The following is a 19,094-nucleotide window of genomic DNA, read 5'->3' on the forward strand; positions in this document are numbered from 1 at the left end:
CCGCCCCCGCGTACCCGGACCACGGACACGATCCGTGCACCCGGACGCGGAGCGAACGCGGGCAACCAGGACACCCAAAACCGTTCGGGATGTCCGCAGTGCACAGGAATGGGTCCAAGACTCACTCCTGCTCACTGACTAGGAACGGTAGAGTGACCGCGCCGCGCCGGACCAGGCGCGTGGCACGCGGCCCGTGGCGCACGGCGACCGCGGGCCGAGGCGACGAACCGGGGAGGTGGGTCCCATCACCGCTGTGACGGAGCGGGTGCTCCCCTCGAACGGCCCGGTCACCGGGACGGCTCACCGCTGACGTGACCGCCGTGGAGCGCCCTTCGGACCCCCGGAAGGCCCCCATGTCGTACTTCTCCACCGTCTCTTCCGTCTCTTCCGCCTCTCCCGCCCCGGACGGCTCCCCGGCCGCCCCGGACATCCCGTCCCATGCCGACGGCGGCGCCGCCCTCGACCCGGGCCCGGTCACGGCCCGGCTGCGCGCCGCGGGCTGTGTCTTCGCCGAGGACGAGGCCCGGCTGCTGATCGCCGCCGCCGAAGGACCCGCCGACCTCGCCGGACTGGTCGAACGGCGGGCCGCAGGACGGCCGCTGGAACACATCGTCGGCTGGGCCGGGTTCGCCGGACTGCGGATCGCCGTCGATCCCGGCGTGTTCGTCCCCCGGCGCCGTACCGAGTTCCTGGCCCGGCTGGCCGCCGGACTCGCCCCGTCCCGGCCGGTCGTGGTCGATCTGTGCTGCGGCTCCGGCGCGCTCGGCGCCGCCCTGGCCACCGGCCTCCCGGGCACCGAACTCCATGCCGCCGACATCGACCCGGTCGCCGTCCGCTGCGCCCGGCGCAATGTGCGCCCGTTCGGCGGGCGGGTGTACGAAGGCGACCTCTACGAGCCGCTGCCCGGGGAGCTGCGGGGCCGGGTCGACGTCCTGCTGGCCAATGTGCCGTACGTCCCCACCGGGGAGATCGGGCTGCTCCCCGCCGAGGCGAGGGAGTACGAGGCCAGGGTCGCCCTCGACGGCGGCGCCGACGGCCTCGATGTGCTGCGCCGGGTCACGGCCCGGGCGGGGGAGTGGCTGGCGCCCGGCGGGTCCCTGCTGTTCGAGACGGGGGAGCGGCAGGCGGCCCGGGCCCTGGGGATCGTCGCGGCGGCCGGGCTCGCGGCCCGGGTCGAGACCTCGGACGACGACTGGGCGACCGTGGTCGTCGGAGAGCGTCCGCCGGGATGAGACCGCGCACCGGCCGCCGCCGGTCTCCGCCGGTGCTTTCGGGCCCGCCGCCCGGCCCGCCCGGCGGGGCGGGCCCCGGCCGTGGGAACGTGGGGTCGAACGGACCGGGGCCGCCGGATGCGGCGGCTACCGGCGGGTATCCACTCCACAGGTTCCACCGGTTCCATAGGGACATCGGCAAACAACGGTTCTCGTCCGGCAGCGGCGGTTAGGGGGCGTCTCGTGGCGCGGCAGGAGCGGGCGATCCGCACTCGGCGGAAGATCCTCGTGGAGGCGGCCAGGGTGTTCGACGAGGTCGGATACGAGGCCACGAAGATCACCGACATTCTCGACCGGGCGGGGCTGACCAAAGGCGCCCTGTACTTCCACTTCGCGTCCAAACGCGAACTCGCCCAGGCGGTACTGGACGCCCAGGCGGAGGCGCTGCCGCTGATCCCGCCGCACGAGCTGAAGCTCCAGGAGGCCATCGACGGCGTACAGGTGCTGTCCCTGCTGCTCCAGCCGAAGACGGGCGATCCGATCTTCCAGGGGAGCGTACGGCTCACCGTGGACGCGGGCTCGGCCCGGGACGGGCTGGACCGGCGGGTCCCGATGCGGGCGTGGAACGAGATCAACGAGATCAAGTTCCGGGAGGCGCAGGCCAACGGCGAACTGCTGCCGCATCTGGACATGGAGGCCATCTCCTGGATGGTCACCGCGACCTTCACCGGTACCCAGGTGATGTCCAGCATCATGACCGCTCGTCAGGACATGCCGCGCCGGATGGCGGAGCTGTTCCGCTGTCTGATGGCGGGTATCGCGGTCCCCGGCGTACTGGCCCGGCTCGATTTCAGTCTGGAGCGGGGGCAGCGGCTCTACGAGCAGGTGACGCGGGAACACCGGGGCGTGGAGCGGGGCGGCGCCGCGGCGGTCTGACGCGAGGCGTCCCGTACGGCAGGCCCGTCGCTACGCCCCCGGAGGCTCGGGGGGCCCGGCGGGCTCGGGGGCTCCGGGCGGCCGTCGAGTCCTGCGGGTCCCGGGGGAGGGGGGCCGGTGTCCGGGCCCGTCACACCTTCTTGACCCCGATCAGATGGGCGTACGCGACCACGTTCCCCCGGTAGCCCGTCTTGGCGCTGAAACCGCCGCCGCAGGTGATCACCCGCAGCTCGGCGCGTCCGCGCGAGCCATACACCTTCTCGTCCGGGAAGCCGTCGGCCTCGTACACCTCGATCGCGTCGATGGTGAAGACGGCCACCCGGCGGTCGGCCCTGACGATCTCGATCCGGTGCCCCTTCTCCAGCGCGCCGAGGGCGTAGAAGACGGCGGGGCCGCTCGCGTTGTCGACATGACCGGCTACGATCGCGGTGCCGTCGGCGCCCGGCGGCGTACCGTCCCTGAACCAGCCCGCCAGATTCCGGTTCTCGGCGGGCGGCACCTCCAGGGCGCCCGCGCGGTCGAGACCGAGACCCGTCATCGGGGCGTCCACCCTGATGTCGGGGATCCGGAACCGCAGCGGCTGGGACGGCGGCAGGGGATCGGCGGCGGCGTCCGTATGGAAACGGGGCCCCGCCGCGAACGCCTGCGCGGCGGAGGGCACGGGCGGGGTGACGACGGTCCTGGCGCCGTTCTGGACCAGCCACAGCCCGGCGACGGCGACGGCGGCCAGACACCACCCCTTGGCCTTGGCGCTCAACGAACCTCCACGGTGGGTCACCCGGGGACGGATGTGTCCCCCGGCCCCGCCGGACCGCACCGGCAGGGCCGGGGCCTGGGGGAACGGGGGACACGGCGGGACGGGGCCGCGGTGCGGCGGCCCGTCAGCTGCCCTGCGTGCCGCTCGCCCGACGACGCAGAAGCAGGGCCCCGCCGACGGCGGCAGCGGCCAGTACGGCCGCGCCCGCCGCGATCTGGGTGGTGTCCGGGCCCACACTGCCGCCGAGCCCGGTCCTGACATGCCCGCTGGGCTCGTCGTGCCGCTGCTCGCCCGGCTCCTCGTTGTTCCCCCGGTGCCTTATCACCACATCGCCAGAGCTGCGCTTGCCGTTCTTGCACCGCACCTCGACGCGGTAGCTCCCGGACTCCACCCCGCTCGGCACCCGGAACTCCCCGACGACGGAGTCCCGGTGCGACCCGGGCGCCAGATGGAACTCGTCCACCCCCAGCGACCGCGCGTCCCCCGTGCCGTGCCCGTCCTTCCCGCACGCCGTGGTGTTGACGGTGATCGTGGTCCCCGGCTCGGCGGTCGACGGAAACACCTCCAGCCGATCCCGGTCACCGGCCCACGCCCCCGTGGCACCCGCTCCGAGTCCTGTGGTCGCGACGGCCAGCACGGCACTGGTCAGCAGGCGAGTGGTGGTGCGCATGGGTCCTCCGGGAACGCGAAGCACGGGTCCGTCCCGTCCGAGCCAAGTCCCCCCGCGCCCCCCGCGCCTGCTGAAATAACGTCAGATCTAGCCCCACCGCCCACCGTGTCGCCCTGGACGTCCGGCATCGCCGCAGGTCACAGAGGTATCCCCGATCGCCGCCCCGCCCCGTGCCGATCGGGTGACATGCACCGCCGAGGAGCCCTGCCGCGCGGTGCGACGCAACCCGGCCGCCCGTGCCGGGGCGGTCCGTACCGAATCCCCCGGACGGGTGAACGGGCGGATTTGACCTCAATCAAAGTTGAGGTTGAACCCTCTGTGTATGGACATCACAACGCAGCACAGCACCGAACGGCCGATGAGACTCGTCGTCGTATCGGGGAGCAACCGGCACGGGCGGTTCGGGCCCGTGGTCGTGGACTGGTTCCTGCGGCACACCGAGGGGCGGGGCGACTTCGAGACCGAGGTCGTCGATCTCGGCGAGGTCGAATTCCCCACCGATCTCGGGCCCGGACTGCCGGACGGGGCGGCGGAGGTGACGGCCAGGCTGGCGGCGGCGGACGCGTTCGTCGTCGTGACGCCCGAGTACAACCACTCCTATCCGGCGGGGCTCAAGAGCCTGATCGACTGGCACGGTGCCGAATGGCGCGCCAAACCGGTCGCGTTCGTCTCCTACGGCGGCATGTCGGGCGGACTGCGGGCCGTGGAGCATCTGCGGCCGGTCTTCGCCGAACTGCACGCCGTCACCGTCCGCGACACCGTCTCCTTCCACCACGCCCATACGAGCTTCGACGAACGGGGGCGCCACCGGAACCCGGAACACTGCGACGCCGCCGCCAAGACCCTGCTCGACCAGCTCTCCTGGTGGAGCCGGGCGCTGCTGGAAGCCAGAACGGCCCGGCCGTACGCGGCCTGACCCGGGAGACGGCCCGGATCGCGGGCGCGGTCCGGCCCGCCGTCTCGGGTGGGGTCCGTCAGGCCCGGCGGCCCAGCAGGGCCAGCAGCCGGGTCTGATGGCCGTCGCCCGGCGGGGGCTCGATCGGCGGGGCGAAGAGGCCCGTGGCCGCCAGCCGCCCCGCGTACGGCGTCACCTCGTCCAGGGCGAAGGCGACCAGATCGTCGGGGAGCCGCTCGGGCGCGCCGATCGCCCGGGCGAGGTCCCAGGAGTGGACCACCGCGTCGGTGGTCATCTGCGCGCAGTACGCCACCGCCGGGGTCTCCCCGTAGGACAGCTGTACCGTCCGTCTCAAGGCCCCCGGCGCGCCGAACGCCCGCCGGGCCGCCCGCGCCGCCGCGTCCCACGCGGCGCGCGGGTCCCGGCCCAGTACATCGCCGTCGTAGGCGTCCCCGACGTCCTCGATCGAGGCGCCGTCCGTCACCAGGTCGGGAACCCAGAGCTGTTCCGCGGTCAGATGGTTCACCAGATCGCGGACCGACCACTCGCTGCACGGCGTCGGCTCGTCCCACTGGTCGGGCCGTACGGCGTGGACCCGCTTCGTGAACAGCCCGAGCGCCGCGGAGTGCCGGGCCGGCAGGGTGGCCACGTCCTGTCGCATATGTGCCATGGGCCCACTGTCGCGCGGCGCCGGGTGCGCCGCGAGCCCCGTCCCCGCGTGTCGGCCCCCGGAAGGCCCCCCGACCCGCCCCGGGCACGACATCACCGGCCCCGGATACGAGCCGGTACGACCGGACAGCAGCCGGTACGAGCAGAGGGCCCGACCGGCCGTCTTCCCGCTCGTGGCTCAGTCCCCGGCCGTCGCCAGCGCCTGCTCGATCCCCTTCTCCTCCGTACCGAGGAATCGCGGGTCCGGCTTGAACACGCTGTCCAGCGCCGCCTTGCCCGCCGCCGCCAGCTCGCGCGCCCCGCCGTAGTACCAGGTGCCGTCGTGGGGCTCCTCGACCCCCACCCCGTACGCGTCGATCCCGGCCGAACCGCAGAGCGCGAGGGCCCGGCGGATATGGAAGCCCTGGGTGATCAGCACCGCGTCGTCCACCCCGAAGATCTTCTTGGCCCGGACACAGGAGTCCCAGGTGTCGAATCCGGCGTAGTCGCTGACGATCCGGTCGTCCGGGACGCCCTTCCCGGTCAGATAGGTCCGCATCGCGTCCGGCTCGTCGTACTCCTCCCGGCTGTTGTCGCCGGTGACCAGGACGACCCGGACCTTCCCCGCGCCGTACAGCTCGGCGGCCGTGTCGAGCCGGTGGGCGAGATACGGCGTCGGCCTGCCGTTCCACAGGCCCGCGCCGAAGACCACCGCCACATCGCGGTCCGGCACGTCCGCGACCGTACGGATCCGGTCGTCCGTGGAGAGCCGGAGCCAGGTCGCCGGCGTCAGCGCCAGCACCGTCCCGAGTACGGCTGCCTGGAACAGCCTGCGCTGTACGCGCCGGGAGCGGGGGAGCCGGGGCCGCAGCGCCCGCAGCACCGGGCGGACTGCCTCGGGCAGCCGTCCCGCCAGTCGCTCCGCCGGCCGTTTTCGTGGTCGGTCCATGTCCGGTCAGACGCGTGACCGGCGTCAACGGTTCTGTCGGGTCCGTCACGCGGCCGCCGTCCCCCCTCCACGCAGCCGCGCTGACCACCCCCGATAACCGAAACGCCAAAAACACCAGAAGCACCAGCAGCACCAAGAACTCAAGGAACATCACCATCGTCCGACCCTCCGATCGTCGACATCCCCGGTCTCCACCGCCCGGGACCCCAGAATGCGCCGGTCCGCCCGATCCCGTACGACCCTGTGGACAACCCGCCGCCCCGCCCCTCGCCCACACCCCCGGGCCCGGCCCCGGCGCCCGGCTGTCACCGCCGCCGGTTACCGTCGGGGGCATGGAAGGCACGACCGGCACCACACCGAACGGGCCCGGACCCCAGGGCCCGCACCCCCACGCGTACGGGCACCCCACCGCCCCCGGGCCCGGCGGCGCGCAGGAGCACCCCGGTCACCCCAGGGACGGCCGCCCCGGCTCCTCGGGCGACGACGCCTACGGCTACGACGAGGCGGCGACCGCCCGCTGGGCGCCCGAACCGGACAAACGCCCCGGCCGGACCGCCTTCCAGCGCGACCGCGCCCGGGTGCTGCACTCCGCGGCGCTCCGCAGACTCGCGGGGAAGACCCAGGTCGTCACCCCCGGCACCCGCAACCAGGCATGGGACGCCAGCCCCCGTACCCGGCTCACCCACTCCCTCGAATGCGCCCAGGTCGGCCGGGAGCTGGGCGCCGCCCTCGGCTGCGACCCCGATCTCGTCGAAGCCGCCTGCCTCGCCCATGACCTCGGCCATCCCCCGTTCGGCCACAACGGCGAGGTCGCGCTCAACGAGGTCGCCGAAGGATGCGGCGGCTTCGAGGGCAACGCCCAGTCCCTGCGGCTGCTCACCCGGATCGAGCCCAAGCGATTCCTGCCCGCCGACGCCGGAGCCCCGGTACCCGGCGGAGCCGGGTCCGATGGCGCCCCCGTCAGTGTCGGACTCAACCTCACCCGCGCCGCCCTCGACGCCGCCACCAAATACCCCTGGCCCCGCGGCGGTCACCCCACCGACCCCGATTCGGTCAAGTTCGGTGTCTACGAGGACGACCTGCCGGTCTTCGACTGGATCCGCGACGGCGCGCCCCGCCACCGCCGCTGCTTCGAGGCCCAGGTCATGGACTGGTCCGACGACGTCGCCTACTCCGTCCACGACTTCGAGGACGGGCTGCACGCCGGACACATCGACCCCAACCTGCTGCTCGCCGAGCCCGAGCGGGCCGATATCCGGCGGGTCGCCCTCGGCCGCTACGTCCCCGCCGACACCGACCCCGAGGAGCTGTCCGAGGCCATCGACCGGCTGCTCGACCAGGACTGGTGGCCCCATCACTACGACGGCTCCGCCCACGCCCAGGCCCGGCTGAAGGACGCCACCAGCCAGCTCATCGGCCGGTTCTGTCTCGCCGCCGAGGGCGCCACCCGCCAGCGTTACGGCACCGGACGCCTCACCCGGTACGCCGCCGAACTCGTCGTCCCCCGCGCCACCCGCAACGAGTGCGCCGTCCTCAAGGCCGTCGCCGACCGCTATGTGATGCAGCGCGCCGAACAGGCCGCGCTCCGCGCCGACCAGCGGATCGTCGTCGCCGAGCTGGCGGAGGCGCTGGCCCGGCGCGCGCCCGACGGACTCGACCCCCAGTTCCGGGCCCTCTTCGACGCCGCCCCCGACGACCGGGCGCGCGGTCGGGTGATTGTGGACCAGGTCGCCTCCCTCACCGACGCCTCGGCGGTGACGCTGCACGCCCAGCTCACAGCCCGGCGCTGATCCCCCGACCGGTCCGGCGGGAGGGGCGGCGGCGAGACACGCCCGGAGGACGTCCTCTTCCGCCATCACGCTCCGTGCGGGACGCTCGCAGCAGACCGCGGCACGGCGCGAGGACGGCGGCCGGTGGGACAGCAGCACAGAGGAGGCATCAAGTGGTCGACGGACACCGGACATTCGTCATCGTCGGCGGTGGTCTCGCCGGGGCGAAGGCCGCCGAGACCCTGCGGTCGGAGGGGTTCACCGGGCGGGTGATCCTCATCGGCGACGAGCGCGACCACCCCTATGAACGGCCCCCGCTGTCCAAGGGCTACCTCCAGGGCAAGGACAGCCGGGACAGCGTCTTCGTCCATGAACCCGGCTGGTACGCCCAGGCCGATGTGGAACTGCACCTCGGCCAGACCGTGGTCGCCGTCGACCGGGCTGCCAGGTCCGTACGGCTCGGCGACGGTACGGTCCTCCACTACGACAAGCTGCTGCTGGCCACCGGCGCCGAACCCCGGCGGCTCGACATCCCCGGGACCGGGCTCGCCGGGGTGCACCACCTGCGGCGCCTCGCCCACGCCGAACGGCTCCGCCAGGTCCTGGCCTCCCTCGGCCGGGAGAACGGCCGGCTGGTGATCGCCGGGGCCGGCTGGATCGGACTGGAGGTCGCCGCCGCGGCCCGCGGCTACGGCGCCGAGGTCACCGTCGTCGAGCCCGAGCCCACCGCCCTGCACCAGGTCCTCGGCCCCGAGCTGGGCCAGCTCTTCACCGATCTGCACCGCGAGCGGGGCGTCACCTTCCACTTCGGGGCCCGGCTCACCGAGATCACCGGCCAGGACGGGATGGTGCTCGCGGTCCGGACCGACGACGGCGAGGAGCACCCCGCCCACGCGGTACTCGCCGCGATCGGCGCCGCCCCGCGGACCGCGCTCGCCGAGGCCGCGGGCCTGGCCCTGGCCGACCGCGCCCACGGCGGCGGGATCGCCGTGGACGCCGCCCTGCGCACCTCCGACCCCGATGTCTACGCGGCGGGCGACGTGGCCGCCGCCGAGCATCCGCTGCTGGACACCCGGATCCGGGTCGAGCACTGGGCCAACGCCCTCAACGGTGGCCCGGCCGCCGCCCGCTCGATGCTCGGCCGCGAGGTCGTCTACGACCGGGTGCCGTACTTCTTCTCCGACCAGTACGACCTGGGGATGGAGTATTCGGGCTGGGCCCCGCCCGGCACCTACGACCAGCTCGTGCTCCGCGGCGACGTCGGCAAGCGGGAGTTCATCGCCTTCTGGCTGCGCGAGGGCCGGGTCCTCGCGGGGATGAACGTCAATGTGTGGGACGTCACCGGCCCGGTCCAGGCCCTGATCCGCTCGGGGGAACCGGTCGATCCCGACGCCCTCGCCGATCCGTCCGTCCCGCTGTCCGAGCTGACCGGCGAGCGGACCGGCTGACCGGAAGCACCGGCCGCGCGCCCCGGCCCCGCGGCGCCCGCCCGGCACCCGGGGCCGTCCGGAACCGGCCCTTCCGGTGGTGGCCGTCCACAGGGCCCCGGGAGTGTCCCCGGGGGCCCGTAGACTTCACGCGTGGCAGGCAGGATCAACGATGACGACGTCAAGGCGGTACGGGACGCGGTCCCGATCGATTCCGTCGTGTCCGAGTACCTCCAGCTGCGGAACGCGGGCGGCGGCAATCTGAAGGGGCTCTGCCCCTTCCACGACGAGAAGTCGCCGTCGTTCCAGGTCAGCCCGAGCAAGGGACTCTTCCACTGCTTCGGCTGCCAGGAAGGCGGCGACACGATCGCCTTCGTGATGAAGATCGATCATCTGACCTTCGCCGAGACGGTCGAGCGGCTGGCCGCCCGGGCCGGGATCACCCTGCGGTACGAGGAGGGCGGCTACAACCCCTCCCACCAGCGGGGCGAGCGGATCCGGCTGATCGAGGCCCACAAGATCGCCGCGGAGTACTACCGGGACCAGCTGGAGAACGGAGCGGAGGCCGACACCGGCCGCGCCTTCCTCGCCGACCGGGGCTTCGACCGCGAAGCCGCCGAACACTTCGCCGTCGGCTACAGCCCCCAGGGCTGGGACCATCTGACCCGCTTCCTGCGCGGCAAGGGCTTCAGCGACAAGGAACTGATCCTCTCCGGCCTCTCCCAGGACGGCCGCCGGGGCCCCATCGACCGTTTCCGGGGCCGCCTGATGTGGCCCATCCGCGATATCGCGGGCGATGTCGTCGGCTTCGGCGCCCGCAAGCTCTACGAGACCGACAACGGCCCCAAGTATCTGAACACCCCCGAGACCGGGATCTACAAGAAGTCCCAGGTGCTCTACGGCATCGACCTGGCCAAGAAGGAGATCGCCAGGACCAGTAGCGCCGTGGTCGTCGAGGGGTACACCGATGTGATGGCCTGCCATCTCGCCGGTGTCACCACCGCCATCGCCACCTGCGGGACGGCCTTCGGCGGCGACCACATCAAGATCCTCCGGCGGCTGCTGATGGACCATGCCACCGCCGAAGTGATCTTCACCTTCGACGGTGACGCGGCCGGACAGAAGGCCGCCCTGCGGGCCTTCGAGGACGATCAGAAGTTCGCCGCCGAGACCTCCATCGCGATCACCCCGGGTGGAATGGACCCCTGCGAGCTGCGGCTCGCCGACGGCGACGAGGCCGTACGCAAGCTGGTCGGCAGCCGGACCCCGCTGTTCGAATTCGCCCTCCGCCACGTGGTGGAGCGGCACAATCTGGAGTCCCCGGCGGGCCGGGCCGCCGCGCTCGACGAGGCCGCGCCCATCGTTGCCGGGATCAAGAACGTCGCGATCCAGCACGAGTCCGCCGTCCAGCTCGCGGGCATGGTCGGCATCCTCGACACCCAGTTCGTGGTCAAGCGCGTCGCCCAGCTCGCCCGCTGGGCCCGGGACCGCGGCGGCCGGGGCCCGGCCGGACCCGCCCGCCCCGGCGCCGACCGGCACGCGCCGGGGGCCGCCGCAGGACCCGCCGGACCTGTTTCCGGCGGACCCGCCGGACCCGCCCTCAATCTCCGCAGCCCCGCCCACCGCACCGAACGGGAGCTGCTGAAGCTCGCCCTCCAGCGCCCCGAGCTGGTCTCGCCCGCCTTCGACGCCTACGGCGCCGACGAGTTCACCGCCCCGCCGTACGCGGCCGTCCGGCAGACCATCGCCGAGGCGGGCGGCGCCGAGCAGGGCACCGCCGACGCGGCCGGATATCTCGCCCTGGTCCGGGACGCCGCCGCCGACGACACGGTCCGCGCCCTGGTGACCGAACTGGCCGTGGAGGCCATCCACTGCCGGACCATCGACGAGACCTATGCCGGGGTCCAGCTCGTCCAGGTCAGGCTGCGCGCCGTCGACCGCCGGATCGCCGAGGTCCAGGGCAGCCTCGCCCGGCTCGGCCAGGGCGCGGAGCCCGAGCGGTACGCGGCCGTACAGAACGAACTGTGGGTGCTCCAGCAGTACGCCCAGTCCCTCCGCAACCAAGGGGCCGCCGCCCTCTGACCCGGGGCGCGGGGCCCGGCGGGGCCCCACTCTCCGGCCCGCCTCCCGGGCACGGTCACCCGCCAAAACCCGCGGACTCGCCGAAACCCCGCCGAAACCCGCTGATGTCCCCGAACCCGCCGGACACCCGGGCCCGGTCCGGGCCCCTCGCCCGGGGAGCCGTAAGCCCCGAAATATCCCGTACCGGTAATCAGCCGGTCACGGAACGGACTCAGAAAGTCGCCGCACGCCCCTCGTGGTGACGATGTGCCGTACCCCACACTGGGGGCGGTGCCTGAGTCCTCGGAGCGCGGCCGGTCCACCACCGGTGGGCCTCTCACTCCCGCGGATCCGCTCATCGTGTACGGGACGGACAGCGGCCCGGTCGCAGCCGTCCCGCTGCCGCACGCCCTCGAACCGGCAGCGATCACCCTGGAGGTCGCCCCCGTGCAGACCCAGACCCGGACCCTCACCCCACTCACCCCCGACACCCCCGGCGGCCCGCCGCGGGACCCGGGCGAACCGCTCGCCGGGGTACCGGCGCAGCATCCGCCGTCCGGACATCCGGAGACCGGGCCCGAGAACGAGGCCGAACCGGAGGGCCCCGAAGTGCCCGAGGCCGCCCGGACCCTGGCCAGGACCGACAACGGCGGCCCCTCGTCGGATCTGTTCCGGCAGTATCTGCGGGAGATCGGCCGGATACCCCTGCTGACCGCGGCCGAGGAGGTCGACCTCGCCCGCTGTGTCGAGGCCGGACTGTTCGCCGAGGAGAAGCTGGCGGGCACCCCCGACCTCAACGACTCCCCGCTCGCCGCCGACCTCGACCGGCTGGTCGTCCTCGGCCGGATGGCCAAGCGGCGGCTCATCGAAGCCAATCTGCGGCTCGTGGTCTCCGTCGCCAAACGCTATGTCGGCCGCGGACTGACCATGCTCGACCTGGTCCAGGAGGGCAACCTCGGTCTCATCCGGGCGGTCGAGAAGTTCGACTACGCCCGCGGCTACAAGTTCTCCACCTACGCCACCTGGTGGATCCGCCAGGCGATGTCCCGGGCACTCGCCGACCAGGCCCGGACCATCCGGGTCCCCGTCCATGTCGTCGAACTCATCAACCGGGTCGTCCGGGTCCAGCGCCGGATGCTCCAGGAACGCGGCTACGAACCCACCCCCGAGGAGGTCGCCGCCCATCTCGATCTGGCGCCCGAACGGGTCGGTGAGGTGCTGCGGCTCGCCCAGGAACCGGTCTCCCTGCACGCCCCGGTGGGGGAGGAGGACGATGTGGCGCTCGGCGACCTCATCGAGGACGGCGATGCCGCGTCCCCGGTGGAGTCCGCCGCCTTCCTGCTGCTGCGGGAACATCTGGAGGCCGTGCTCTCCACTCTCGGCGAGCGGGAGCGCAAGGTGGTCCAACTGCGGTACGGCCTGGTCGACGGCAGGCCCCGCACGCTGGAGGAGATCGGCCGGATCTTCGGGGTGACCCGGGAGCGGATCCGCCAGATCGAGTCCAAGACCCTCAACAAGCTCCGCGACCACGCCTTCGCCGACCAGCTCAGGGGCTATCTCGACTGAGCGCGCCGACCGGGACCGGCGGCACCGGTCCGATACCCGCCGGTCCCGCGATCAGCTCGGCCGACCCGCTCGGCCGACCCGCTCGGCAGATCAGCCCGGCCGATCCGCTCAGTCGACCTCCGCCACCGCCTGCGCGAACTGCGCCGAGTACAGCCGGGCGTACGCGCCCTCCGCCGCCAGCAGCGCGGCATGCGTGCCCTGCTCCACGATCGACCCGTTCTCCATCACCAGGATCACATCGGCGTCCCGGATCGTGGAGAGCCGGTGCGCGATCACAAAGCTGGTCCGCCCCTTCGACAGCCGGGCCATCGCCTTCTGGATCAGTACCTCGGTCCGGGTGTCCACCGAACTCGTCGCCTCGTCCAGGACCAGGATCACCGGATCCGACAGAAACGCCCGCGCGATGGTGATCAGCTGCTTCTCCCCGGCACTCACCCCCGCCCCGTCGTCGTCTATCACGGTGTCGTACCCGTCCGGCAGGGTCCGTACGAAGCGGTCCGCGTGGGCCGCCCGCGCCGCCTCCTCGATCTCCGCCCGGGTCACGTCGCGCGCGGCACCGTAGGCGATGTTCTCCGCGATCGTGCCGCCGAACAGCCAGGTGTCCTGGAGGACCATTCCGATCCCCGACCGCAGCTCGTCCCGGGGCAGGGTCGCGATATCGACCCCGTCCACGGAGATCCGCCCGCCCGTGACCTCGTAGAACCGCATCAGCAGATTGACCAGGGTGGTCTTCCCCGCACCCGTCGGGCCGACGATGGCGACCGTCTGGCCCGGCTCGACACCCAGCGACAACTCCTCGATCAGCGGCTTGTCCGGCTCGTACCGGAACGACACCCGCTCCAGCTCGACCCGCCCGGCCGCGCGCCGTACCGCCGCCCCGTCCGTCCCGCCCCCGGCAACCGGCACGGCCACGGACCCGCCTCCCGAACCGGATCCCGGCCCCGATCCCGGCCCCGGCTTCACCAACACCACCGCCGCCGCGTCCGGAGTCTGCTCCTCCGCGTCCAGCAGCTCGAAGACCCGCTCCGCCGACGCCACCCCCGACTGCACCAGATTCGCCATCGACGCCACCTGCGTCAGCGGCATCGAGAACTGCCGCGAGTACTGGACGAACGCCTGGACGTCCCCGATCGACAGCGACCCGGACGCCACCCGCAGCCCGCCGACCACGGCCACCAGCACATAATTCAGATTGGAGATGAAGAACATCAGCGGCTGCATCACCCCGCTGTGGAACTGCGCCTTGAACCCCGCCTCGTACAGCGCGTCGTTCTGCTCGGCGAACTCCCGGGCCGACTCCCGCTGCCGCCCGAAGACCTTCACCAGCGCATGGCCCGTGTACATCTCCTCGACATGGGCGTTCAGCTTCCCCGTCGTCCGCCACTGCTGGACGAAGTGCGGCTGGGACCGCTTGCCCACCCGGGTCGCCACCACCACCGAAAGCGGCACCGTCACCAGCGCGACCAGCGCCAGCAGCGGGGAGATCCAGAACATCATCACCAGCACCCCGACGATGGTCAGCAGCGAGTTGATCAGCTGCCCCATCGTCTGCTGGAGGGTCTGGGCCACATTGTCGATGTCATTGGTGACCCGGCTGAGCACCTCACCCCGCTTGGCCCGGTCGAAGTACGACAGCGGCAGCCGCTCCAGCTTCGCCTGGACGTCCTCCCGCATCCGGTAGACGGCCCGGTTGATCACCTTGATCGAACAGCGGGTCGCCACCAGCGCCAGCAGCCCCGAGAGCAGGAACAGCGCCAGCGCCACCAGCAGCACCTGACCCACCGCGGTGAAGTCGATGCCCTGCCCCGGGGTGAAGTCCACCCCCGACAGCATGTCCGCGAGCCCGTCGTCGCCCTTCGCCCGCAGCTCCGCGATCACCCCGGCCTTGTCGTCGCCCGACACGCTCCGGCCGACGACCCCGGCGAAGACCAGGTCGGTGGCCCGCCCCAGCACCCACGGCCCGACCACCGACAGCGCCACGCTCAGCACCGCGGCGCCCAGCATCATCCACAGCAGGGCCCGGTCCGGCGCGAGCTGCCGCAGCAGCCGCCGCCCCGACCCCTTGAAGTCCATCGACCGCTCCGCCGAGCCGGCCGTCATCATGCGTGGCCCGCTCATACCGCCTCGGCCTCCGTCAGCTGGGAGAGGACGATCTCCCGGTAGGTGTCGTCGTGCGCCATCAGTTCCTCATGGGTGCCGGTCCCCACCACCCGGCCCTCGTCGAGGACGACGATCCGGTCGGCGTCCCGGATCGTCGCCACCCGCTGGGCCACGATCACCACCGTCGCGTCCGAGGTCTCCGCCGAGAGCGCCGCGCGCAGCGCCGCGTCCGTGGCGTAGTCCAGGGCCGAGAACGAGTCGTCGAAGAGATAGATCTCCGGCCGCTGGACCAGGGTCCTGGCGATCGCCAGCCGCTGCCGCTGCCCGCCGGACACATTGGTGCCGCCCTGGGCGACCGGCGCGTCGAGCCCGGCGTCCAGTTCCCGGACGAAATCGGCGGCCTGCGCCACCTCCAGCGCCCGCCACAGCTCCTCGTCGGTGGCGTCGGGGCGGCCGTACCGCAGATTGGTCGCGATCGTGCCGGAGAAGAGATACGGCTTCTGCGGCACCAGGCCCACCGTCCTGGCGGTCAGCGCCGGATCGAGCGACCGGACATCCACCCCGTCGACCAGGACCGTGCCGCCGGTGGCGTCGAAGAGCCGGGGGACCAGCCCCAGCAGGGTCGACTTGCCGCTGCCGGTGGAGCCGATGACGGCCGTGGTCTCCCCGGGCCGGGCGGTGAGGGAGACGCCCCGCAGCACCGGCTCCTCCGCGCCCGGATAACGGAACTCGACGTCCCGCAGCTCCAGCTGCCCGTGCCGGTCCAGCTCACGGACCGGATCCACGGGCGGCGCCACGCTCGACGAGGTGCCCAGCACCTCCTCGATCCGCTCGGCGCAGACCTCGGCCCTGGGCACCATCATGAACATGAAGGTGGCCATCATCACGGCCATCACGATCTGCATCAGATAGGCCAGGAAGGCGGTCAGCGCCCCGATCTCCAGCTCCCCGCTGTCGATCCGGTGAGCACCGAACCAGACCACGGCGACCGACGACACATTGACCACGGTCAGCACGGTCGGGAACATCAGTGCCATCAGCCGCCCGGTGGCCAGCGACACATCGGTCAGCCCGGTATTGGCCTCCCGGAACCGCTCCCGCTCGTAGGCGTCCTTCACGAAGGCCCGGATCACCCGGTTGCCGGTGATCTGCTCGCGCAGTACCCGGTTCACCGTGTCCAGCCGCTCCTGCATCGTCCGGAACAGCGGGCGCATCCGGATCACGATCACCGTGACGGAGATCCCGAGTACCGGGACGACGGCCAGCAGTACCGAGGAGAGCGTGACATCCAGCCAGAGCGCCATCACGATGCCGCCGACGCACATGATCGGCGCCGAGACCATCAGGGTGAACGCCATCAGGACCAGCATCTGCACCTGCTGGACGTCATTGGTGGTCCGGGTGATCAGCGACGGGGCGCCGAACCGGCCGACCTCCCGGGCGGAGAAGCTCTGCACCCGGTCGAAGACGGCGGCCCGGACGTCCCGGCCGAGGGCGGCGGCCGTCCGGGCGCCGTAGAACACGGCGCCCATGCTGCACACCACCTGCACCAGGCTGATGGCGAGCATCACCGCGCCGAGCCGGAGCACCGTACCGGTGTCCCCCTCGACCACGCCGTCGTCGATGATGTCGGCGTTCAGGGTGGGCAGATAGAGCGTGGCGCTGGTCTGCAGCAACTGCAGCAGGACCAGCAGGGCGATCGTTCGTTTGTACGGACGCAGATGGGTCCGCAGCAGTCGTATCAGCACGCGCGGTCTCTCGAGGTCGGCAAGGGGACGGTCCCGGGGGCTGTGAGCAGCATGGAACCTCGACCCGACTCGAGGTCAAGACGGTGGATACGGTTCGGTACCGGCGACGCCCCGGTCCATCTTGGGCCACCGCGCCGCCGAACCCCAGGCGATTTTCCTCAAGGCCGGGTCAAGGTCGTTCCGGCGCCGATCCGGCCCGGGACCGCTGTCCCGGAGTTGTGTCCGAGCGGTGTCCGGCCGGTGCGCGACCGGTGTCCGGCCCGGCCGTGGCCCCCGCGCGGCGCGTGCCGACCGTACGGCCCCGGACCGGTTCCGGGGCCCGCGCGGCGTTACGGCAGCAGCCCGCCGAGCCCCAGATTGGCCGGACCCTGACCGTCGACGGCGTACGTCACCGCCGCGCCGTTACCGCCCAGGCCGGTCCCGCCCCCGGTGGGCACCGCCGGGAACGCCCCGGGGTGGAGCTGGTCGCGGGTGGCCCCGTACTGCTGGCGTACCGCCTGCCCGACCGCCGCGTCCTCGCCCGGCTCCAGGATCTCCAGCGCCGCGGGCCGCCAGGCGGGCGGAGCGGCGGGGGAGAGGGTCCCCCGGGACACCCCGAGCGCCCACGCCGCCTGCCGGGCGGCGCCGATCGCCGCGTAGTCGGCGGGCTGCGGTACGACGACCTGCGCGCCCAGGATCGCGGGCGCGGCGGCCCGTACCGCGGGCAGGTCGGCGCTGGCGCCCAGCAGGAAGACCCGGCGCACCCGCACCCCCCGGGCCCGCAGTACGTCCATCGCGTCGGCGAGGGAGCAGAGCATGCCCTCGAAGGCGGCGCGGGCCAGGTGCTCGGGCCGCATCGACTCCCGGCGCAGCCCGCTGATGGTGCCCGCGGCATGCGGCAGCTCCGGGGTCCGCTCGCCCTCCAGATACGGCAGCAGCACCAGACCGGAGGCGCCCGGTGTGGACTTCATCGCGAGATCGGAGAGGGTGCCCAGATCCTCGACGCCGAGCATCTCGGCGGTGCCGCGCAGGGCCCGGACCGCGTTGAGGGTGTGGATGACGGGCAGGTGCATCCCGGTGGCGTCGGCGTACGAGGTGATCATTCCGGCCGGGTCGGCCAGGGCCTCGTGGTGTACCGCCATCACCGACCCCGAGGCGCCGAGGGAGACCACGGCGTCGCCCACGCCCACGCCCACCCCGAGACCGAAGGCGGCGGCCATCGTCTCGCCGGTCCCGGCGGAGATCAGCAGCCCCTCGGGGGTGGTGCCCGCGGTGTCGGCGGGGCCGAGTACCTCGGGGAGCCCGCAGTGATGGCCCAGCGCCAGCTCGACCAGATCGGAGCGGTACGTTCCGGTCGCCGCCGACCACCAGCCGGTGGCGGACGCCCCGCCCCGGTCCGTGGTCCGCCGCTCGGGCCGCCCCAGCAGCTGCCACACCAGCCAGTCGTGCGGCTGGAGCAGGCCCGCGATCCGCCGCGCGGCCTCCGGCTCGTGCTGCGCCAGCCAGCGCAGCCGGGCCACCGGCAGCGAAGCCTGCGGTACGGAGCCCACGGCCTCGGCCCACGCGTGCCGGCCGCCGAGCGCGTCGATCAGCTCGGCCGCGGCGACCTGGGCCCGCCGGTCGTTCCCCACCAGCGCCGGGCGCACCGGGGCGCCCTGCTGGTCGAGCGGTACCAGGCCGTGCTGCTGTGCCGAGACCCCGATGGCCTGGACGCCTTCCAGCAGTCCGCCGGCCGCGGCCTCGCCGAGCGAGAGCAGCCACGCCTGCGGGTCGACATCGGTGGCCTTGGGATCGACGGGGTGCTGGGCGTACCCCTGACGCACCACGGCGCCCGTGTCCGCGTCACAGACGACGACACGGCTGAAGGCGGACGAGCTGTCCAATCCGGCGACTATCCCCATGGGGGAGGATTCTGCCGCACCGGCCGGCCCGTACCGTCACCCGCCACCGGATCCCGGCCGCGCGGGCCCCCGGCCTCAGGTGTTGCTGGTGCCCCAGTCGTCCTCGGCGCCCTGGCCGCGCTCCCGCAGGGACCGCACCCGCTCGGCCACCGACTCCGGCAGCCGGTCCCCGACCTTGTCGCCCACCACATGCAGGGCCTTGCCCGCGAGCCGCTGGCCGTTCTGGGCGGCGGACTCGGCGGCATTGCGCACGGCCGGGTTCTGCGACACCTCCCGGACCGACTTCCGCAGCTGCTCGTAGCGCTCGCGGCCGGCCCGTGCGCCGAGCACGTAGCCGACGCCCAGCCCGACGGCGAACGTGAGCTTGTACCGCATCGCTCTGCTCCCTTCCCTGATGTACGCCCGGTCCCCGCCCGCCTACCCGGACCGGGCCGTGATCACCCGGGACCATACCGATTGGCGGAGCACCCCCCTGCT

Annotated in this window: 15 protein-coding genes; 7 read left to right on the forward strand and 8 right to left on the reverse strand. The window is 72.8% G+C overall.

The features are described from left to right. The first annotated feature begins 353 nt into the window (after positions 1 to 353). Positions 354 to 1,232: a putative protein N(5)-glutamine methyltransferase gene (locus tag AB0G74_RS17425; RefSeq protein ID WP_361146775.1), complete on the forward strand. Its 879-nt coding sequence runs from the start codon at positions 354 to 356 to the stop codon at positions 1,230 to 1,232. A gap of 222 nt (positions 1,233 to 1,454) precedes the next feature. After that, positions 1,455 to 2,147 carry a ScbR family autoregulator-binding transcription factor gene (locus tag AB0G74_RS17430; RefSeq protein WP_361146777.1) on the forward strand — a complete coding sequence of 231 codons (693 nt, stop codon included), beginning with the start codon at positions 1,455 to 1,457 and terminating at the stop codon, positions 2,145 to 2,147. 130 nt (positions 2,148 to 2,277) lie between these two features. Here the strand turns inward: AB0G74_RS17430 and AB0G74_RS17435 are convergent, their stop codons facing one another. Next, positions 2,278 to 2,904, reverse strand: coding sequence for a class F sortase (locus AB0G74_RS17435; RefSeq protein ID WP_361146780.1), 627 nt, complete (start codon positions 2,902 to 2,904; stop codon positions 2,278 to 2,280). Positions 2,905 to 3,028: 124 nt separating this feature from the next. Next, the gene (locus AB0G74_RS17440; protein WP_361146783.1) at positions 3,029 to 3,574 is read right to left on the reverse strand and encodes a hypothetical protein; all 546 of its coding nucleotides are present in this window, start codon (positions 3,572 to 3,574) and stop codon (positions 3,029 to 3,031) included. Between the two features lie 322 nt (positions 3,575 to 3,896). On the opposite strand from AB0G74_RS17440, the gene AB0G74_RS17445 reads away from it, so the two are divergent. Then, positions 3,897 to 4,490: an NAD(P)H-dependent oxidoreductase gene (locus AB0G74_RS17445; protein WP_361146785.1), complete on the forward strand. Its 594-nt coding sequence runs from the start codon at positions 3,897 to 3,899 to the stop codon at positions 4,488 to 4,490. A 58-nt stretch (positions 4,491 to 4,548) separates the two neighbouring features. Here the strand turns inward: AB0G74_RS17445 and AB0G74_RS17450 are convergent, their stop codons facing one another. Both AB0G74_RS17450 and AB0G74_RS17455 read right to left on the reverse strand, forming a co-directional pair. Further along, a complete protein-coding gene (locus tag AB0G74_RS17450; protein ID WP_361146999.1) occupies positions 4,549 to 5,130 on the reverse strand; it encodes a TIGR03086 family metal-binding protein in 582 nt (193 codons plus the stop codon). A gap of 186 nt (positions 5,131 to 5,316) precedes the next feature. Next, on the reverse strand, positions 5,317 to 6,066 hold the full coding sequence (locus AB0G74_RS17455; protein WP_361146788.1) for an ElyC/SanA/YdcF family protein: 750 nt from the start codon (positions 6,064 to 6,066) through the stop codon (positions 5,317 to 5,319). A 332-nt stretch (positions 6,067 to 6,398) separates the two neighbouring features. Here AB0G74_RS17455 and AB0G74_RS17460 point away from each other — a divergent pair, with 332 nt between their 5' ends. The 4 genes from AB0G74_RS17460 (at position 6,399) to AB0G74_RS17475 (ending at position 12,889) form a co-directional block, all read left to right on the forward strand. Then, positions 6,399 to 7,856 carry a deoxyguanosinetriphosphate triphosphohydrolase gene (locus tag AB0G74_RS17460; RefSeq protein ID WP_361146791.1) on the forward strand — a complete coding sequence of 486 codons (1,458 nt, stop codon included), beginning with the start codon at positions 6,399 to 6,401 and terminating at the stop codon, positions 7,854 to 7,856. A 152-nt stretch (positions 7,857 to 8,008) separates the two neighbouring features. Continuing rightward, positions 8,009 to 9,283 carry an FAD-dependent oxidoreductase gene (locus tag AB0G74_RS17465; RefSeq protein WP_361146793.1) on the forward strand — a complete coding sequence of 425 codons (1,275 nt, stop codon included), beginning with the start codon at positions 8,009 to 8,011 and terminating at the stop codon, positions 9,281 to 9,283. Between the two features lie 132 nt (positions 9,284 to 9,415). After that, positions 9,416 to 11,344 carry a DNA primase gene (gene dnaG / locus AB0G74_RS17470; protein WP_361146796.1) on the forward strand — a complete coding sequence of 643 codons (1,929 nt, stop codon included), beginning with the start codon at positions 9,416 to 9,418 and terminating at the stop codon, positions 11,342 to 11,344. 270 nt (positions 11,345 to 11,614) lie between these two features. Next, entirely contained in the window at positions 11,615 to 12,889 is a 1,275-nt protein-coding gene (locus tag AB0G74_RS17475) for a sigma-70 family RNA polymerase sigma factor (protein WP_361146799.1), read from the forward strand. 108 nt (positions 12,890 to 12,997) lie between these two features. Here the strand turns inward: AB0G74_RS17475 and AB0G74_RS17480 are convergent, their stop codons facing one another. The 4 genes from AB0G74_RS17480 to AB0G74_RS17495 all read right to left on the reverse strand — a co-directional run bounded on the left by AB0G74_RS17480 (position 12,998) and on the right by AB0G74_RS17495 (position 18,992). Further along, positions 12,998 to 15,007 carry an ABC transporter ATP-binding protein gene (locus AB0G74_RS17480; protein ID WP_361146801.1) on the reverse strand — a complete coding sequence of 670 codons (2,010 nt, stop codon included), beginning with the start codon at positions 15,005 to 15,007 and terminating at the stop codon, positions 12,998 to 13,000. After that, positions 15,004 to 16,737 carry an ABC transporter ATP-binding protein gene (locus AB0G74_RS17485; RefSeq protein WP_361146804.1) on the reverse strand — a complete coding sequence of 578 codons (1,734 nt, stop codon included), beginning with the start codon at positions 16,735 to 16,737 and terminating at the stop codon, positions 15,004 to 15,006. Before AB0G74_RS17485 ends, AB0G74_RS17480 begins: the two co-directional genes overlap by 4 nt. Positions 16,738 to 17,066: 329 nt before the next feature. Further along, on the reverse strand, positions 17,067 to 18,617 hold the full coding sequence (locus AB0G74_RS17490) for an FGGY family carbohydrate kinase (protein ID WP_361146807.1): 1,551 nt from the start codon (positions 18,615 to 18,617) through the stop codon (positions 17,067 to 17,069). 75 nt (positions 18,618 to 18,692) lie between these two features. Beyond that, a complete protein-coding gene (locus AB0G74_RS17495) occupies positions 18,693 to 18,992 on the reverse strand; it encodes a YtxH domain-containing protein (protein WP_361146810.1) in 300 nt (99 codons plus the stop codon). Positions 18,993 to 19,094 lie beyond the last annotated feature (102 nt).

Source organism: Streptomyces sp. NPDC020875 (assembly GCF_040641415.1).
GTDB lineage: Bacteria > Actinomycetota > Actinomycetes > Streptomycetales > Streptomycetaceae > Streptomyces.